Annotated in this window: 12 protein-coding genes and 1 pseudogene; 5 read left to right on the top strand and 8 right to left on the bottom strand. The window is 59.4% G+C overall.

The window, feature by feature from the left end; genetic code table 11:
• Positions 1–3: 3 nt before the first annotated feature.
• Positions 4–1,788: an ABC transporter substrate-binding protein gene (locus tag FFV09_RS22335; RefSeq protein ID WP_141449898.1), complete on the bottom strand. Its 1,785-nt coding sequence runs from the start codon at positions 1,786–1,788 to the stop codon at positions 4–6.
• 172 nt (positions 1,789–1,960) lie between these two features.
• Here FFV09_RS22335 and FFV09_RS22340 point away from each other — a divergent pair, with 172 nt between their 5' ends.
• Entirely contained in the window at positions 1,961–3,187 is a 1,227-nt protein-coding gene (locus tag FFV09_RS22340; protein ID WP_425472334.1) for an MDR family MFS transporter, read from the top strand.
• 204 nt (positions 3,188–3,391) lie between these two features.
• Entirely contained in the window at positions 3,392–4,762 is a 1,371-nt protein-coding gene (mgtE, locus tag FFV09_RS22345) for a magnesium transporter (RefSeq protein WP_141449900.1), read from the top strand.
• Between the two features lie 15 nt (positions 4,763–4,777).
• Here the strand turns inward: mgtE and FFV09_RS22350 are convergent, their stop codons facing one another.
• The 4 genes from FFV09_RS22350 to FFV09_RS22365 all read right to left on the bottom strand — a co-directional run bounded on the left by FFV09_RS22350 (position 4,778) and on the right by FFV09_RS22365 (position 9,970).
• Positions 4,778–6,205: a radical SAM protein gene (locus tag FFV09_RS22350; RefSeq protein ID WP_141449901.1), complete on the bottom strand. Its 1,428-nt coding sequence runs from the start codon at positions 6,203–6,205 to the stop codon at positions 4,778–4,780.
• Positions 6,206–6,223: 18 nt separating this feature from the next.
• Positions 6,224–6,997, bottom strand: coding sequence for a prolipoprotein diacylglyceryl transferase (locus FFV09_RS22355; protein ID WP_141449902.1), 774 nt, complete (start codon positions 6,995–6,997; stop codon positions 6,224–6,226).
• An 86-nt stretch (positions 6,998–7,083) separates the two neighbouring features.
• Positions 7,084–7,398, bottom strand: a complete 315-nt coding sequence (locus FFV09_RS22360; RefSeq protein WP_141449903.1) for a hypothetical protein — start codon at positions 7,396–7,398, stop codon at positions 7,084–7,086.
• 229 nt (positions 7,399–7,627) lie between these two features.
• The gene (locus FFV09_RS22365; protein ID WP_141449904.1) at positions 7,628–9,970 is read right to left on the bottom strand and encodes a heavy metal translocating P-type ATPase; all 2,343 of its coding nucleotides are present in this window, start codon (positions 9,968–9,970) and stop codon (positions 7,628–7,630) included.
• A gap of 193 nt (positions 9,971–10,163) precedes the next feature.
• Here FFV09_RS22365 and FFV09_RS22370 point away from each other — a divergent pair, with 193 nt between their 5' ends.
• Positions 10,164–10,553 (top strand): ArsR/SmtB family transcription factor, encoded by a 390-nt coding sequence (locus tag FFV09_RS22370; RefSeq protein WP_415663161.1) that lies wholly within the window; start codon positions 10,164–10,166, stop codon positions 10,551–10,553.
• Between the two features lie 181 nt (positions 10,554–10,734).
• Here the strand turns inward: FFV09_RS22370 and FFV09_RS22375 are convergent, their stop codons facing one another.
• Positions 10,735–11,760, bottom strand: a complete 1,026-nt coding sequence (locus FFV09_RS22375; protein WP_141449905.1) for a cation diffusion facilitator family transporter — start codon at positions 11,758–11,760, stop codon at positions 10,735–10,737.
• Between the two features lie 350 nt (positions 11,761–12,110).
• On the opposite strand from FFV09_RS22375, the gene FFV09_RS22380 reads away from it, so the two are divergent.
• Complete coding sequence (locus FFV09_RS22380) at positions 12,111–14,309, top strand: anthranilate synthase component I (protein ID WP_141449906.1); 2,199 nt, start codon at positions 12,111–12,113, stop codon at positions 14,307–14,309.
• Between the two features lie 549 nt (positions 14,310–14,858).
• Here the strand turns inward: FFV09_RS22380 and yidC are convergent.
• Both yidC and FFV09_RS22390 read right to left on the bottom strand, forming a co-directional pair.
• Positions 14,859–15,644 (bottom strand): annotated as a pseudogene (gene yidC, locus FFV09_RS22385) (membrane protein insertase YidC); the annotation flags it as partial.
• Positions 15,587–15,931 carry a hypothetical protein gene (locus FFV09_RS22390; RefSeq protein WP_141449907.1) on the bottom strand — a complete coding sequence of 115 codons (345 nt, stop codon included), beginning with the start codon at positions 15,929–15,931 and terminating at the stop codon, positions 15,587–15,589. The gene FFV09_RS22390 and the pseudogene yidC, both read right to left, overlap by 58 nt.
• A 211-nt stretch (positions 15,932–16,142) precedes the next feature.
• Here FFV09_RS22390 and FFV09_RS22395 point away from each other — a divergent pair, with 211 nt between their 5' ends.
• Positions 16,143–16,568 (top strand): hypothetical protein, encoded by a 426-nt coding sequence (locus FFV09_RS22395; protein WP_141449908.1) that lies wholly within the window; start codon positions 16,143–16,145, stop codon positions 16,566–16,568.
• Positions 16,569–16,789 lie beyond the last annotated feature (221 nt).

A 16,789-nucleotide genomic window follows, 5' to 3' on the forward strand; every position in this document is an offset into this window, starting at 1 on the left:
GGTTCAATGCTTGCCCGCCGCTTCACCGTCGCTGTCCTCGCCCCGTACCCAGAGCCGGGACAGGTTCGGAAACCCGAGCGAACCCATACGCAGGCCGTACAGACTGCGGTTGAAATAGGCGCGGTGGCTCGTATGCGCGCCGTACAGCAGCCAGTTGTTGTCGCCCAGCAGGCGCTGCGCCCGCGCGAAAATATCGGCCCGTCCGTCAGCGTCTTCCCTCATGAACCCGTCGAACAGCGCCAGCAGTTCTTCCCGCTGTTCGTCAAGCAGCATCCGCCCCAAATAATTGATCCCGTTCAGAAAAAAGTTCAGCAGGTCGAGCTCCCAATCGTCTTCGAGCACTTCCGAGGCGATCGCAAGCTCCGCTTCGTCCACCTGCGGATACCCGAGCGCGGGATCGTACGGACACGGTTCGAGGCGCAGGCCGATCTGCTCCGCGCGGCGGCGCAGCCAGTTCGCTTCGATCCATTCTTCCTTCTTGTCGGTAAAAACGAGCCGGACCGCTTCTCCGCCGTAGCCGCTTGCGCGCAGAAGATCCCGGGCTTCTTCCAGTGTCCCCGAAGAAAGGGCGGACGGATCGCTGAACCGGGGCAGGAAGCCCGAAGCCGGCGACAGGCGGTCCCCGCCCAATTCGCTGACCAGCAGTTCCCGGTCGTACAGAATGCGTATCGCCCGGCGAAAATCCGCCCGATGATGCGGCCCTTCCCTGTGAAAATTAAAGATCAGGTATCGGCAGCCCTGCGCAGGCGAATCGATCTGCCGGCTGCCTGCCACTTCGTCGTCTTCGGACAGATGATACGTGCGCAGATCATGATCGGCGTTCGGCATGAACCAGACGTCGACCCGGTCCAGCAGCGGCCGATACCCGTAATAGCCGTCGAAAGCGCTGAGCGACAGCCGGTGTTCGCTCAGCTCGGATACGCGAAACGGTCCGCTGCCGATCGGAAGATTCCCTTCGCCGGATTCCGCCGGCACGACGGACAGGTACAGACTGCCGACCAGATGCAGGAAAAAAGCGTTGGGACGCGACAAGCGGAAGATGACCGTATATTCGCCGCTCGTCTCCACCTGCTCGATGTCGCGCAGCAGGCTCAGCGCCGCCGACTCTTTGCGGCGCAGCCGCAGCAGCGTCTCGCGCACGTCGGCGGACGTCAGCAGGCGGCCGTTATGAAAGCGGACGCCTTTGCGCAGATGGAACGTCCAGCGGTCTCCGCGCTCGCCGGCTTCCCAGCGATGCGCAAGCCGCGGCTGGAATTTGCCCGAAGCCGCATCGTATTTGATCAGCGGCTCGTAAATTTGGCCGAGGATATACACTTCGAACGCCGTATACGCGGAAGACGTGTCGAGCGGTTCCATTTTGCGGTAGCGGATCATGCGCAGCACGTCGTAATCCTGGCTGTCCGCCGGCTCGCTGTGCAGCCCGAGATAGCGATTGAACGGCGACCACAGCCGCGCCTTCAGCCCTTCGTCCGCGCCCGATTGCGCGATCAGGTCGAGCGCGTCGCTGGCCCGCCCTTGTTCGAGCAGGCTGCGCACGCGCAGCTCCAGCACGTCTTCCGCCGAGCGCAAAAAGCGCAGCTTCGATCCGTTGCCCCGCCCGCGGCCCGGCACCCACACAATCCAGCCCGCTTCTTCCAGCTTGCGCAGCACGAACTTCACGTTGCGCGGCGTGCAGTGCAGCAGTTCCGCCAGCTGCGCGACGGTGACGGACGCTTCTTCTTCCCCGCCCGGGCGGGCGTTCCGCAGATGATCGTGAATCGTAATGTACTGCCTCATGACGTGGTCCATATCCCGTCTCCTTTCCGTGCGTTTGCCCCCGGCAAACCGCCTCGTTCATTGCAGCATATAAAAGGGGAAGAAAGCAAACAAATTCTTGCCCTTTTTCTTCCCCTTTTAGCGGCTTACAATAAGGGAAACGGAAATCGCAACGAAAGTCGCGAACAAGGAGGCCACGGCCATGCTGCCGCAAGCGTTCAAACAGATTCACCCTCTTGCCTGGACGATTATCGTCGGCACGATGTTCGGCCGCCTCGTCACGTCGATGAGCATCCCGTTTCTCGCCATCTACCTGACGAGCTCGATGGGCGTCTCCGCCACCCTGACCGGCGTGATCGTCGCTGCAAGTTCTCTCGCCGGTGTGTCGATCAGTTTCTACGGCGGCTATATTTCCGACCGGATCGGACGCAAAAAAGTGCTGCTCGTCTCGGTATTTTGCTGGGCGGCTGTCTTTTTCGGCTTCGCCGCAGCGAGCGAAATCTGGATGTTTTTCGTCGTGAACGTCCTGAACGGGCTGTGCCGCTCCGTATTCGAGCCGGCTTCGCGCGCCCTGCTGTCGGACACGACGCCGCCCGAACACAAGCTGCTCGTGTTCAACCTGCGCTATGCCGCGATCAATATCGGGGTCGTGTTCGGCCCGATCATCGGGCTGCGCCTCGGTTCGGCGGAATCGATGTTCCCGTTTCTCGTCGCGGGCTTCGTCTACGTGCTGTACGGGCTCGTGCTGATTATGCAGTTCGCCGCGCATGCAGACGCCCTGCCGCAGCGAAGCACAGCCGAAGCTCCGAAGATCCGCGAAGCGTTCGCGGTGACGAGCCGGGACCGGATCTTCCTGCCGGTGCTGATCGGAACGACGTTCTGCGTGCTCGGCTACGGCCATTTCAGTTCGACGCTGGCGCAGTATTTGACGCTGAGCCCGCATATCGCCAATGGCAAAGAACTGTTCTCCTACATGCTGGCGATGAACGCGGCGGTCGTGCTGCTCGTCCAGTATCCGATCGTCAAAACGGTCAGCCGGTACCGTCCGGTCGTGCCGCTGATTCTCGGCAATGTGCTCGTCTCCGCGTCGCTGCTCATGTTCGGGCTCGGCCACAGTCTGGCGCTGCTGCTCGCCGGCGTGTTCGTGTTCACCGTCGGCGAAGTGCTGCTGTTCACGATGATGGACATGCTGATCGACCGGATTGCCAAGCCGCAGTGGAAAGGCACCTATTTCGGCACGATCGGCTTCAACAACGTCGGCAGCGTTGCCGCGCCGATCGTCGGCGGGCTGCTGCTCGACCGGTTCGCCGCGCTAAGCGGCTTTGCCGTCTTCGCGCCGCTCGCCCTGCTGACCGCCTGCGGGCTGCCGTTCCTGCTGGCGGCGCACAGACGGCTCACGGCCAGGGAAGCGGCGGAAGCCGCCCGAATATGACGCTGCCGGATTGTGCTTAGGCAGGCCAAAAAGCTGAGCGGTTCCCGTAATGAGGAACCGCTCAGCTTTTTTTGGCGCGCTCCGGTTTTTCGCGGATCGGCCTTTTTTACGTCTCTTTTCACGCATTGAAACGTTTGGCCTGCGCTTCGGATGTTTACACTGTAGAGAGTAAGCAATCAAGATTCGTTTTTCAAGGAGGACGTTATGCCACCCACGCTCAATCGACAAGAATTGTACATCCAACAGTTAACCGAAGAAACGCTCGGCCTGCTGGACCGGGAAAGCTTTGCCGATTTTCACCGATTCGCCAAAGACGTGCATCCGTACGATCTGGCCCAGATCTACGAAGAACTTCAGCCCCGCGACCGGAATCGATTCCTTATGCGTATGCCGACCGAACGGCTCGCCGATCTGACGGAATCGATGAACAGCGCCGATCAGGCCGAGATTTTCCGGCTGCTCGGACCCGACCGCTCGCTCGACGTCATGCAGCAGATGGACGAAGGCGATCTCGTGCGCTTCCTGCACGAGCTTCCGCCGAAGAAACGCGAAGAACTGCTGAGCTATATGCAGCTCAGCAGTTCGACCGCCTTGCGTACGCTGCTCGGCTACCCGCCGGAGAGCGCCGGACGGTTAATGTCGGACCGCTTCATCTCGATCGCCGCCGAAGACACGGTGCAGGAGTCGCGGGAACATATCCGGCGCGCCGCTTCGATGTCCGACACGATCAGCTATTTGTACGTCGTCGACGGACAGGGACGCCTCGCGGGCGTCGTCTCGTACCACGACCTGTTCTTCGCGGAAGAAGATCGCAAAGTCGGCGAACTGATGAAGACGCGCGTCGTGACCGCTTCCGCGACGATGGATCAGGAAGAAGCGGCCCGGCTGATCCAGCGCTACGATTTTCTCGCCCTGCCTGTCGTCGACGAAGACCAGAAGCTGTGCGGCGTCATTACGGTCGACGACATTCTCGATATCGTCGTCTCGGAAGCGGACGAAGACGTGGCCAAGATGGGCGGCGGCGGCAAAGACATCGATTTCGACACGAAAGCGATCGTCGCCGTTCGGCGGCGCCTGCCGTGGCTCGTGCTGCTGCTGTTTATCGGGCTCGTCTCCGGCAGCATCGTCGATTACTTCGAAGACACGCTCAAGCAGATCGTCGCGCTTGCGTTCTTCATGCCGATGATCGCGGGCATGACCGGCAATACCGGCACCCAATCGCTTGCCGTCGTCGTGCGGGGCCTGAACGGCCGCAAATTGACGAAGCAGACGGTGCTGAAGCTGATTCGCCGGGAATTGATCGTCGGGATCACGATCGGCCTCTCCTGCGGCGCGATCATTACGCTGATCGCCTATTTCTGGCAGGGAAGCCTCGTGCTCGGAGGCATCATCGGCCTGTCGCTGATCGCTACCCTGATCATCGGCACGCTGACCGGCACGTGCATCCCGCTGCTGCTCAGCCGCTTCAAAGTCGATCCGGCCGTCGCGTCCGGCCCGCTGATCACGACGCTCAACGACATTCTGTCCCTGTTTATCTACTTCGGCATCGCCAGCCGCTTTCTCGGCATGCTGTAACTTATCGAATCGCGATCAGCGGCAGCCCGGCGAGGAATCCCAGGCTGTCGCGATTTCGGCTTTGCGCTCTTCGAGCAGTGTCTCCTTGTCGTCCCGGTAGAACATGTTGTACGTATCGAACGGGATGATCCGGCCGTCCGGATGCGCGATATGCACGCACGATTTTTTGACCGAACGCACATCGAAATTGTAGGCATCGAGAAACTGCATGATGATGACCCGGAACACATTGTCGTACACGATCTCTTCCGGCACGGCCGCAAGCGGCAGGCAGCAGAGCAGGCTTTTGAGCGACAGCGCCGAAGAGACGGGCGAATGGCCGGTCGACAGCAGCTCGAACAGTTTGCCGCGCACGACCGGATCGTGTTCGAACACGATCGTGTTGCTGTCGCCTTCGAGCAGCGTCTCCTTGTCGATCATGCGCGTCAGCGGCAGCACTTCCCCGCCGAGCTTGAGCGCGTACCCCATCGCCAGGCAGTCGGGATGGCACGGTACCGGCAGGATGTCTTCCGGTTCGAATACGCCCGACTGATCGATGATCATCCGGCGCACTTCGCTGACCGTAAGGCGGTCGGTCGCCGGATCGTAGCCTTCGAGGCGGCCTGCCGCCTGAATCGGCTGGATCGTCACGCCCCGCACCGCTTTCTGCTTCAACCCGTATTGAATGATCGTGCCGACCTCGTGGTCGTTCAGCCCTTTTTTGAGCGTGACGACGAGGGTCGTGGACAGGTTGAACTCGTTCAGGTGTCGAATCGCGTCCTCGCGAATACGCCGGACGTCGGCGCCGCGCAGCTCTTTGAGCACATGCGGTTCGAAGCTGTCGAACTGCAAATAGATTTCGAAGCCCGGCATGTAGGACGCGAGCCGCTCGGTAAAAGCCCGGTCCTGCGCGATGCGCACGCCGTTCGTGTTGACCATGATATGCTTGATCGGCCGCGTGCGGCACAAGTCGAGAATTTCGAAAAACTGCGGATGCGTCGTCGGCTCCCCGCCGCTGATCTGCACGATGTCCGCTTCGCCTTCGTTCTCGATGATACGGTCCAGCATGAATTCGATCTGCTCCAGCGAACGGTGCGTCGTGCGCTGCGGCGAAGATTCGGCAAAACAAATCGGGCATTTCATATTGCAGTGATCCGTGATCTCCAGCAGCGTCAGGCAGCTGTGCTGCTCGTGATCCGGACACAAGCCGCAGTCGTAGGGACAGCCGTATTTGATCGGGGTATTCCAGCGCAGCGGCATTTCCGCCGCTTTGATAAATTCACGCGTTTTTTTGTAATAATCGACGTCGGTCGAGATCAGCACTTTCTCGGGCCCGTGCACGAGGCAGCGCTTGAGCATGTACATGCGGCCGTCTTCTTCGATAATCTTCGCTTCCACTTTGCGGTAGCAGGTCGAACAGATGCTGTTGGTCAGCTCATGGTAGAGGTACGGACGATTCGGCATGCCGAAACACGCTCCTTGTCATTGGGATGGGTCGAGCACGGATTTGGGACGCAGCAGCAGCCAGCCGTAATAGATCAAGCCCGCGATGCAGGCCAGCTGAATATTGTTGAGCCCGAGATACGGGTGCGGCGTCGGTTTGATAAACTCGATAACAAAACGGAACGCGAGATAGCCTCCCATGAACGCCTGAAACATGCGTCCGGGCACGTAACCGGCCCGAATCGCTTCCGGGTCGCGGCTGCTGCGGTACATCGGATAGAGAATGAGCCCGAGCGCCAGCAAAAAGCCGATCTCGTACAGCTGCGCCGGATGGCGCGCGATCCCGTCGCCGAAATCGACGCCGGTGATCCAGGACGTCGCGACGCCGTATGTATGGTCTTCGAGCCCGGTCAGGAAGCAGCCGACCCGTCCGATTGCCATGCCGACGATCAGCGGATAGACGAAGTCGTCGCCGGTCGACGACTTCCATCCGGTCCACTTTTTGGCCCATTCGACGCCGATCAATCCGCCGAGCAGACCGCCCACGATCGTCTTGCCGCCCCATAGCCAGTTGCCCTGAAGCAGCTGTTCCCATGCGGCGGCCGGATCTTCGAAATAATACAGCAGCTTGGCGCCGAGCGCGGCGCCCAGAATCGTACCCGCCAAAATCTGCAGGCTGGTCAGCTTCGACATGCCGCTCGGACGGCGCGTCCACAGATAGAGACGGAAGCCGATGAAATAAGACAGCGTCTCGAACAGGACGTGCGGATGGATTCGCCACGGTCCGAGCGCGATATACACGGGAAATTCCACAGACTTCCTCCTTCGGATTCGGCGAAAATGGACAATCGGTCATTCACGAAAAACAGTAATTTAGAGAGATCAGCAGTTCAGCAAAATCAATAGTTCAGGAAAATCATTCCGCCGCAGATCGCCAGCAGCAGCAGGAACAACCCGCCGATGATCGCCAGAATCGAGATCGCGATCTGACAGCCGGGATTGGACGACGGACCGGACGGCCGCTGCGGACGGCGCTCCCGGCCGTCCCCGTACCGGGGATCGGAACCGTTCCGCATTCCGGCGCCCGCACAGTCTGCGAACTTGCAGCCGCCCGCCTCGGAGTCGTAACACTCGTCGCACAGCATACGCCCGCAGCGGCTGCATTGATGGTCGGCTTCACGTTCGGGATGATACGCACAGTGCCTTTTTGGCATCTCCTCACCTCCATCGCTTATTCTTCGCGGCCGCCCCGTCTTTTCCCTGCCCATCTTCTCCAAAATAAACCAAACCAAAAAGGAACCGCCGGCGGCGGTTCCTCCAAGAGTCGATAGAAAGAGTCGGATAGAAAGAGTCGATAACACTTGAGATCAGAAAACTTGAAATAAGGAAACTTGAAACAAGAAAACTTAAAATAAGGAAATCGGCAGCTTGGCCGATTCCGGCTTACACTTCGAGCGGACGGTCCGCCGATTGCGCCGCGGCCGGAGCCGCGGGGCTTCGGTCGACCCGCAGCACGCGCATCGCGTTCAGCACCGCGATCAGCGTGACACCGACGTCGGAGAACACCGCTTCCCACATCGTCGCGATACCGAACGCGCCGAGGATCAGAAATACCGCTTTGACCCCAAGCGCGAAAATAATGTTCTGCCACACGATCCGGCGCGTCCGCTTGGCAATGCCGATCGCCGTCACGAGCTTCGACGGTTCGTCCGTCATGATGACGACGTCCGCCGCTTCGATCGCCGCGTCCGAACCGAGCCCGCCCATCGCGACGCCGATATCGGCGCGGGCCAGCACCGGCGTATCGTTGATGCCGTCGCCGACGAACAGGATTTTGCCTTTGGGCGATTTGGATCGCTCCAACCGTTCGATCTGCCCGACCTTGTGCTCGGGCAGCAGTTCGGCATGCACTTCGTCGATGCCAAGCGTGCGTCCGACCGCTTCGCCGACGCTTCGAACGTCGCCGGTCAGCATGACCGTCCGGCGAATGCCGAGCGCCTTCAGGCCGCGCACGGCTTCCGCCGCATCGGCCTTGATCTCGTCCGCGATAACGATGCGGCCCGCGTAGCGGCCGTCTACCGCGACGTGCACGACGGTGCCGGGCGCCGTCTCTCCGTCAAACGCTACGTGCTCGCTGCGCATCAGCTTGGCGCTGCCGGCCAGCACGGTCGCGCCGTTCCATGCGGCGCGAATACCGAGTCCCGAAATTTCTTCGTAGTCGGCGACCTTCGACTTGTCGAGTTCGCCGCCGTAAGCTGCGCGAATCGAGTCGGCGATCGGATGGTTCGAGTGCAGCTCGGCATAAGCCGCCGTCTCCAGCAGTTCCTGCTCGGAGATTCCACCGGCCGGGCGAATCTCCGTGACCCGGAAGCTGCCCTGCGTCAGCGTGCCCGTCTTGTCGAACACGACGATCTCCACCTGGTTCAGCGCTTCAAGGTAATTGCCGCCCTTGACCAGAATGCCCTGCTTGGAAGCGGCGCCGATGCCGCCGAAGAAGCCGAGCGGGATCGAGACGACAAGCGCGCAGGGGCAGGAGATGACGAGGAAGATCAGCGCGCGGTAGATCCAGTCCGAGAAGGTCGCGCCGGGCACGACGAGCGGCGGCACGACGGCCAGCAGCAGCGCGGTGATGACGACGACCGGCGTATAACCGCGCGCGAACTTGTTGATGAACGTCTCGGTCGGCGCTTTGCGGCCGGCGGCGTTCTCGACCAGTTCCAAAATTTTGGATACCGACGATTCGCCGAACGTGCGCGTCACTTCCACGGTCAGCACGCCGTTTTTGTTGACGAAGCCGCCGAGCACCTCGTCTCCCGACCGTACGCCGCGCGGCACCGATTCGCCTGTCAGAGCCGACGTGTCGACCATCGAGGAACCTTCGATCACGCGGCCGTCCAGCGGCACTTTCTCGCCGGGACGAACCAGAATCAAAGAGCCGACCGATACCGACTCGGGATTCACCCGCTCCGTCTCGGCGCCGGTCTTCAGGTTGGCGTAATCCGGCCGGATGTTGAGCAGCGACGTGATCGATTGGCGCGACCGGTTGACCGCCAGGCTCTGGAACAGCTCGCCGATCTGGTAGAACAGCATGACCGCGACGCCTTCGGGATACTGCCCGATCGCAAACGCACCGACCGTCGCGACCGACATCAGGAAATATTCGTCGAAAAGTTGGCCGCGGAACATGTTCTTGAGCGCCTGGAGCACGACGTCCCCGCCGACGCTCACGTAAGCGAGCAGGAACAGCGCAAGTTCCAGGCCCGGCCCGAGCGGAGCCAGCATCGCGGCCGCCATCAAGCCGGCGCCCAGCACCAGTCTTGCGATCAGCGTCTTCTGCCCGCGGCCTTCTCCATGCCCGTGCGCATGACCCGCATGGACATCATCGGCAGCTTCGTGCCGGGAATTCCCGCCGATCGATTGCGGTGCGGAACCTTGTGCCGCGCCCGAAGCGTGGCGGCCGCCGTGCATGCCTGCCTGCGCGTCCCCGGCATGCGATGCTGGCGCCTGAATGGCCGCGCCCGAAGCGTCGACGGTCTGGCGGGTGCCTTTGACGACGATCCGGACATGCGGTTCCAGCTTTTTGATCGTGCCGGCGGCCCGGGACGACAATTCCTGTTCCCGGACAGGGTCGGCTTCGAACGTCAACGTCTTATTGACGAAATTGAGCGAACAATCGGATACCCCCGGCATTTTCCGGACGCTGTTTTCGATCTTGAGCGCGCAGTTGGCGCAGTCCAATCCTTCGAGCACCCACTCGCGCTTCACGGTTCCCGCTGCGGTTCCCATGGCGATCCCTCCCGCTATTCGAAAATTTTACGATTTATATATGAGCATATGTTCATGTGTTAGTTCGATTATAGTCTCCTTCCCGCCCGAAGTCAAAGCCCAAGTCGACGGTCGGACCGCTCAAACGCCTATTCGTAATCTCAACGATGTTTGGTATAATGGGTCCATAACGCATACGGGAAGGTGATGACGCGTGACACAGGAAACGCTGCGCGATGACATGATCGACGAATGCGGCCACGACGGCGCGGACAGCTCGGCTCCCCGCGATACGCTGGCCCGGATCAAGGAGAACTTCGTGGACGACTCCACGGCGATCGATATGGCCGAAATGTTCAAAGCGCTCGGCGATCCAACGAGGGTCCGATTGATCTATACGCTGCTCCAGCAGGAATTGTGCGTGCATGATCTATGCATCGTTCTGGACATGACGCAGTCGGCGGTCTCGCACCAACTCCGCTATCTGCGCAACACGCGCATCGTGAAGCGGCGCAAAGTCGGCAAAACGGTATTCTATTCGCTCGACGATCGCCATGTGGAAGAGATTTTCGCCCAGACGCTTCAGCATCTCAAGCACGGCTGAATCGATCCGGCGGCGAAGCGTGCGAACGTACAGCCGTATAGTCATGCAGTCGCGTGAGCGAAGCGCCGGACGATCTCCAAGCGGCCGACGCCAAAAAAGGAAGCTCCCGGCAGGAGCTTCCTTTGCTTTTACCGGATCGTTCCGAACTTGACCGTGACCGATCCGTGACGCTGCGTGATGCTTAATGAGACTCGTGCTTGTGGTCGTGGTGAGGCTCATGCTTGTGGTCATGGTGAGGCTCATGCCCGGACTCTTCGTCCGTCACCCGGCAGACCATGCCCGGCAGATCGAGCTGGATCGTAATATGCCCGATGCCGAACCGTTCGGTGAGCAGGCTGCGCGCCCGGTTCATGACGTCGACGGCTTCGGCGGGATCGTCGAGCAGCAGATGGCCGCTCAGCAGCGGCACGTCGGAGGACAGCGACCAGACATGCAGGTCGTGCACGCCGCGAACGCCCGGCAGGATACTCAGTTCCCGGCGAATCTCGTCCGCGTCGTAACCCGCCGGCGTGCCTTCCATCAGGATATGGATCGAATCGCGGGTAATGCGGTACGCGCTCAGCAGCACGAGCAGGGCGACGACGACGCTTGCGATCGGATCGGCGAGGTTCCAGCCGAACGCCATGATGAGCAGCGCCGCGACGATCGCTCCGACCGAACCGAGCAGGTCGCCGATCACGTGCAGAAAAGCGCTGCGAATGTTCAGGTTGTGCGATGTGTCGCCTCTCATCAGAATATAGGCGGCCGCGATATTCACGAGCAGCCCGATCACCGCGATTGTCAGCATGCCCGAACTCAGGACGCCGGGCGGATCGGAGAAGCGCCGGAACGCTTCATAGAAAATGTAGAGCGAGATGCCGAGCAGCGCGAGCCCGTTCAGGAACGCCGCCAGCACCTCGAAGCGCTTGTAGCCGTACGTCTTCGCGCTGCTTGCGCCGCGTTCGCCCCAGATCATCGCCAGCAGGCTGAATCCGAGCGCCGCCGCGTCGCTGAGCATGTGTCCCGCATCCGACAGCAGCGCGAGGCTGTTCGTCATCAGGCCGCCGATCACTTCCACCACCATATAGGAAGCGATCAGGAAAAAGGACAGCTTGAGCGCTTTTTTGTTCGCACCGTGCGTATGGGAATGGGCATGGGAATGTCCGCCCTTGCCGGCAGGATGCGAATGGGCATGTGCGTGATCCGGATTGCCGTTGGAAGCCTTCATCGTTCTCACCTCTCTTTTCGATTAACATATGAGCATGTATTCATGTGTTAATCTTAGTCTTTTTTCCCGTGGATAGCAAGTGTTTTCCTTCGCCGCCGTGCGCACACAGCGGTTCCATATTGACAAGCTGCCTGCCGACCCGGTATGATTTGCGGTAAGTCCGGAGAGCCGGACGGCCGCGGAAGAGTCCGCACGTTTGACCGAGACGATTTATTTAAGCAGCAGAGCCTGAGCAGAGACTAGAGCAGAGACAAGTTGAGCGGAGCCGAGACCCCTTTTCAATCGCATATCCATCACACTTTCTTTCTCTTTTCTCTCCAACCCTTTACCTACCCAAGGAGGAGAAAAAGATGAAATTCAAAGCTACCCTTTCCCCCCAGCAGGCAACTTACGCCACGCGGGGCGAACTCGAAGTCACCCGTACGCTGACCCCTCTCGATTCGTCGGAGGCGATCGCTTCCATCCTTACCGCCATCGATACCCATCGCGGCGCCCTGTTCACGAGCGGCTACGAATTTCCGGGCCGTTATTCGAGATGGGACGTCGGTTTTCTGAACCCGCCGATCGAGCTTCGCTCTTCGCGCGGTCTTTTTGAGATTCAGGCGCTTAACGAACGCGGCGACCTGCTGCTCGATTTCCTGCATCGCCACCTGTCCGCCGATCCGGTGTTCGAGCTTGGCCGCGACGGGCGGCTGATCTCCGGCTCCATTCTTCGCCAGGGCGACGAGGACGAGCGGCTCTCCGAAGAAGAACGGACCCGCCGCCCGTCGATCTTCACGCTGATTCGCAGCATCAAGGAAGCGCTGGAATCGCCGGAAGACTCCCAGCTCGGCTTGTACGGCGCTTTCGGCTACGATCTGGTGTTCCAGTTCGAACCGATGGAACTCAAGCACGAGCGGACGCTGGAGCGTCCCGACGTCGTGCTCTACCTGCCGGACGAGATCGTCATTGTCGACCGCCAGCAGGATCAGGCGTACCGCCTGAGCTACGATTTCACGTCGGAAGGACGTTCGACGCACGGGCTTGACCATTCCACGCCGGTCACCCGCGCGCTGGCGGCAAGCCCGGCTCCCGAGCAGCTGCCGGCCTACGTGCCGGGACGCTATGCGAGCCTCGTCGATACGGCGATCGAACAGTTCAAAGTCGGCAACCTGTTCGAGGTCGTGCCGACCCAGACGATCTACGAACCTTGCCCGGACGCGCCGTCCGTCGTATTCGAACGGCTGAGCGCGATCAACCCGAGCCCGTACGGCTTTATCGTCAACCTCGGCAACGAGCATCTCGTCGGTTCTTCGCCGGAGATGTACGTTCGCGTCGAAGGCAAACGCATGGAGACCTGCCCGATCTCGGGCACGATCAAACGCGGCGCTTCGCCGATCGAAGACGCGGAGCAGATCCGCAAGCTGCTCAATTCGCGCAAAGACGAAGCCGAGCTCAATATGTGCACGGACGTTGACCGCAACGACAAATCCCGCGTCTGCGAACCGGGTTCGGTCAATGTGATCGGGCACCGGCAGATCGAGACGTATTCGCATCTGTTCCATACGGTCGACCACGTGGAAGGCACGCTGCGCGAAGGTTCCGACGCCCTGGACGCGTTCATGACCCATATGTGGGCCGTCACCGTGACGGGCGCTCCCAAAAAGGCGGCGATCCGCTGGATCGAAGACCACGAAGATTCCCCGCGCGACTGGTACGGAGGCGCGGTCGGATTCTACAGTTTCGACGGCGGGCTGAACACGGGCCTTACGCTGCGCACGATCCGTATCCGCGAAGGCACGGCCGAGATCCGCGTAGGCGCGACGCTGCTGTACGACTCGATTCCCGCCGAGGAAGAAGAAGAGACGCTGACCAAAGGCGCGGCGCTCGTGAAAGCCGTTCGCGGCCTGCCTGCCGCTGCGGCGGCTTCCTCCCCTGCCGATTCCGACGCGGCGCCGGGCAAAGGCCGACGGCTCCTGTTCGTCGATCACGAAGATTCGTTCGTGCATACGCTCGCCGGCTACTTCAAGGAGACGGGAGCCGAAGTGCTCGTCCTGCGCACGCCGGCCGCGCTTCGCATCCTGCAGGAAGGCCGCGAAAGGTTCGACGCGCTCGTGTTGTCGCCCGGTCCGGGGCGGCCGGACGATTTCCGCATGCGGGAAGTGCTGGATCTTGCGGCGAAGCGCGAACTGCCGCTGTTCGGCGTCTGCCTCGGCCTGCAGGGCATCGTCGAATATTACGGCGGCAGCCTCGGCATCCTGGACGTTCCGCAGCACGGCAAGCCGGCGCTCGTCAGTACGTCGGCGGACTGCCCGCTGTTCGAAGGCATCTCCGACGCGTTCAAGGTCGGCCGCTACCACTCGCTGCATGCGGACAGCATGCCGGACTGCCTTGAAGTGACGGCGCGTTCGGAAGACGGCGTCGTTATGGGCATCCGTCACCGCGAACTGCCGGTGTACGCCGTGCAGTTCCATCCGGAGTCGCTGCTGACCGCCGGCGGCCGCATCGGACATCGGATCATCGACAATTTCATGCGTCAGGTGAACTTGAGCGAATCGGCAGTCCGCTAAAGCGGGCTTGGCCGTGGCCGGGCAGTCTGCATCGTTCGGCATTGCGAGCCTGCTATCTACGGCGATATTTGAAAAAAAAACGCAAAATCCGCAATCCAAAAAAACGTCCCGCCGCATTCCGAGGAATGCGGCGGGACGTTTTTGGGTTGCGGATCGAACGGATGCACCAAGTTGAGGCGGCGCGGTCAATCGGAAGTACGCAGAAGCTGATTGCCAATCAGCGCAACCGATCGAGCCGGGCGAGTAAGCGCCGAGCCTTCGGGGCCAAGCGCCGCAGCTTGTCTTCGGGTGTCGAATTCAGGCTTTGGCCTGCTTGGACGAACCGCCGGCTTTGTTCTTTGGTTTGGCCGCTTTTTTCGCGGAAGCGGTCGTACCCGCTGTAACGGCTTGCGGCTTGCGCTGCCCCGGGGTCGACGCAGCAGACTTGGCCGGGGGATTCGTTTTGCCGGATTTACCCGACTTGCCGGACCCGTGCGCGGCAGGCTGCTGCGGCTCGGCCGGTTTTTCTACAGCCGCCTGAGCCTGCATAGCCGAGATCGCCTCGGGGTTCGTCGGATACATTTTGCGGAACAGCAGCGTCTGGATCAGCAGGAACATGCCGCTGACCATCCAGTACAGCGGCATCGCCGCCGGAGCGCTGAACGAGAAGAACAGCATCATGAGCGGCGAGATGTAGCCCATGATCGCCATCTGCTTGCGCTGCTCCGGCGTCATGCTGTACTGCGACACTCTCGCCTGCACCAGATACAACGCCGCGACCAGAACCGCCATGATCCAGTCCGGCTGACCCAGCTTGAACCACCAGAACGAATGCGTGGACAGTTCCGGCGTCAGCCGAATCGCGGTGTACAGTCCCGACAGGATCGGAAGCTGAATCAGGATCGGCAGGCAGCCGATATTCAGCGGGTTGAAGCTGTGCTTCTTATAGACTTCCATCATTTCCTGCTGCATCAGTTTTTGCTGCTCGGCGTCTTTTTTGTTCTCGTACTTTTGCTTGAGCGCATCAAGATCCGGCTGCATCACGCCCATTTTGATCTTCATCTGCTGCTGCGCGCGTGCCTGCCGCATCATGAGCGGGAACAGCACCGTTCGCACGATCAGTGTAATCAAAATAATGCCGATTCCGTAGCTTCCGCCGAACCAGCCCGCCAAATGCTGAATCAGATACGAGATCGGAAACACGACGTAATGATTGAAAAATCCCGGGGTCGAACTCGTAATCTCCCCGTTCTGCGCGCCGCAGCCCGACAGCAGTACCATCAAGCCCAGCAGCACCGCTAAGCCGAAAAACCGTCCTCTTTTTGAACCGAAAATGAATCCTTTTGCCTGTTCCATACTGCTCCTCCTTGTCGATTGTCCGAGACGTCATCGATAAGGAAAAAGCAGTCGCCACCGTCTTCATCGGGAGCTTCGCGGCGCCGGACCATCCGGCTCAGCCTTGAGGGCGATCCGCCCCCTCCGGGCGCCGGGATCGACACGAAATGAATACGGTGATCGTAATAACCGAAGTCGATCCAGGTTAACCGAAGTCCGCCGTACACAAACATCAGGTAAAAATACCTCAAGATCAGCAGCAGGCTGATCGAGAACAAATAGGGAAGCAGGTCTTGCAGATCAAGCAAAGGATTCACCTCCTTTCGCCGTTCAAATCATTAAATCTTCAATTGTGAATATTATAACATCCTTGTGGGGAAAGGTAAACGGCAGCGGTCTAAACGGTTACTATTAGGCCGTTTTAATTTTAGGTTTTATGAATCAAGAGAACAAGTTAGGATCTATTCACGTTTGGGTTTTTTTGGTATATTAAGGACATAAAAATAAAGGGGTGGTACTTTGAGAAATAAGTTTTTTGCTTTTTCGTTTCTCTTTATGTTTTTAAGTATGCTTGTTCTGAATCCGCAAGTACAAGCAGCCACAACGCAAAACCAAGCGGCAATCTATATCAATCCGGCGGACCTTGAAATCTATTCTTATGATGGACGTACCTTTTTAGGAACGTTATCTACGAATACTTATGATCCCGATTCTGTTTTTAACAAGTACGGTTTGTATGGAAGCAAATATCGCATAGATAGCATTTGGAATCAATACGGATTATTTGGAAGTGATTACTCACTAACAAGTGCTTGGAATAAGTATACCGTTACTCCGCCGATCCTTGTCTATGACGGTGAAATTGTGGGATATGTATCAGCCAATAAATCTTTGTCATATGCCTTTCATCCAAATGTACTTTGGAAGTTGGCAAAGTCTTTTTAGCTTTCAAAAATAAAACAAGTCCATCACCGAAGGGGGAGGGCTTGTTTTTATTTTTATGTTTCATCCTTTTTTAAAAAGCAAAAAATTTAACTTCTAAAATCTTGTGAATTTTTTAACATAAATATCTCTCGAAATCCTCACTCCTCCGCCCCAAACCACCCCAAATCCCGCTCTTTCCCTTTTGCCCTCTGCTTCAAGGTCAGATTTTTTAGGTAAGAGAC

The sequence above is a fragment of the Saccharibacillus brassicae genome (genome assembly GCF_006542275.1).
Classification (GTDB): Bacteria; Bacillota; Bacilli; order Paenibacillales; family Paenibacillaceae; genus Saccharibacillus; species Saccharibacillus brassicae.

What these genes read in the sequence shown, in the direction of transcription:
- FFV09_RS22335 (WP_141449898.1), bottom strand. Translation starts at nt 1,788, where the DNA reads ATGGACCACGTCATGAGGCAGTACATTACGATTCACGATCATCTGCGG.
- mgtE (WP_141449900.1), top strand. Translation starts at nt 3,392, where the DNA reads ATGCCACCCACGCTCAATCGACAAGAATTGTACATCCAACAGTTAACC.
- FFV09_RS22350 (WP_141449901.1), bottom strand. Translation starts at nt 6,205, where the DNA reads ATGCCGAATCGTCCGTACCTCTACCATGAGCTGACCAACAGCATCTGT.
- FFV09_RS22360 (WP_141449903.1), bottom strand. Translation starts at nt 7,398, where the DNA reads ATGCCAAAAAGGCACTGTGCGTATCATCCCGAACGTGAAGCCGACCAT.
- FFV09_RS22365 (WP_141449904.1), bottom strand. Translation starts at nt 9,970, where the DNA reads ATGGGAACCGCAGCGGGAACCGTGAAGCGCGAGTGGGTGCTCGAAGGA.
- FFV09_RS22375 (WP_141449905.1), bottom strand. Translation starts at nt 11,760, where the DNA reads ATGAAGGCTTCCAACGGCAATCCGGATCACGCACATGCCCATTCGCAT.
- FFV09_RS22380 (WP_141449906.1), top strand. Translation starts at nt 12,111, where the DNA reads ATGAAATTCAAAGCTACCCTTTCCCCCCAGCAGGCAACTTACGCCACG.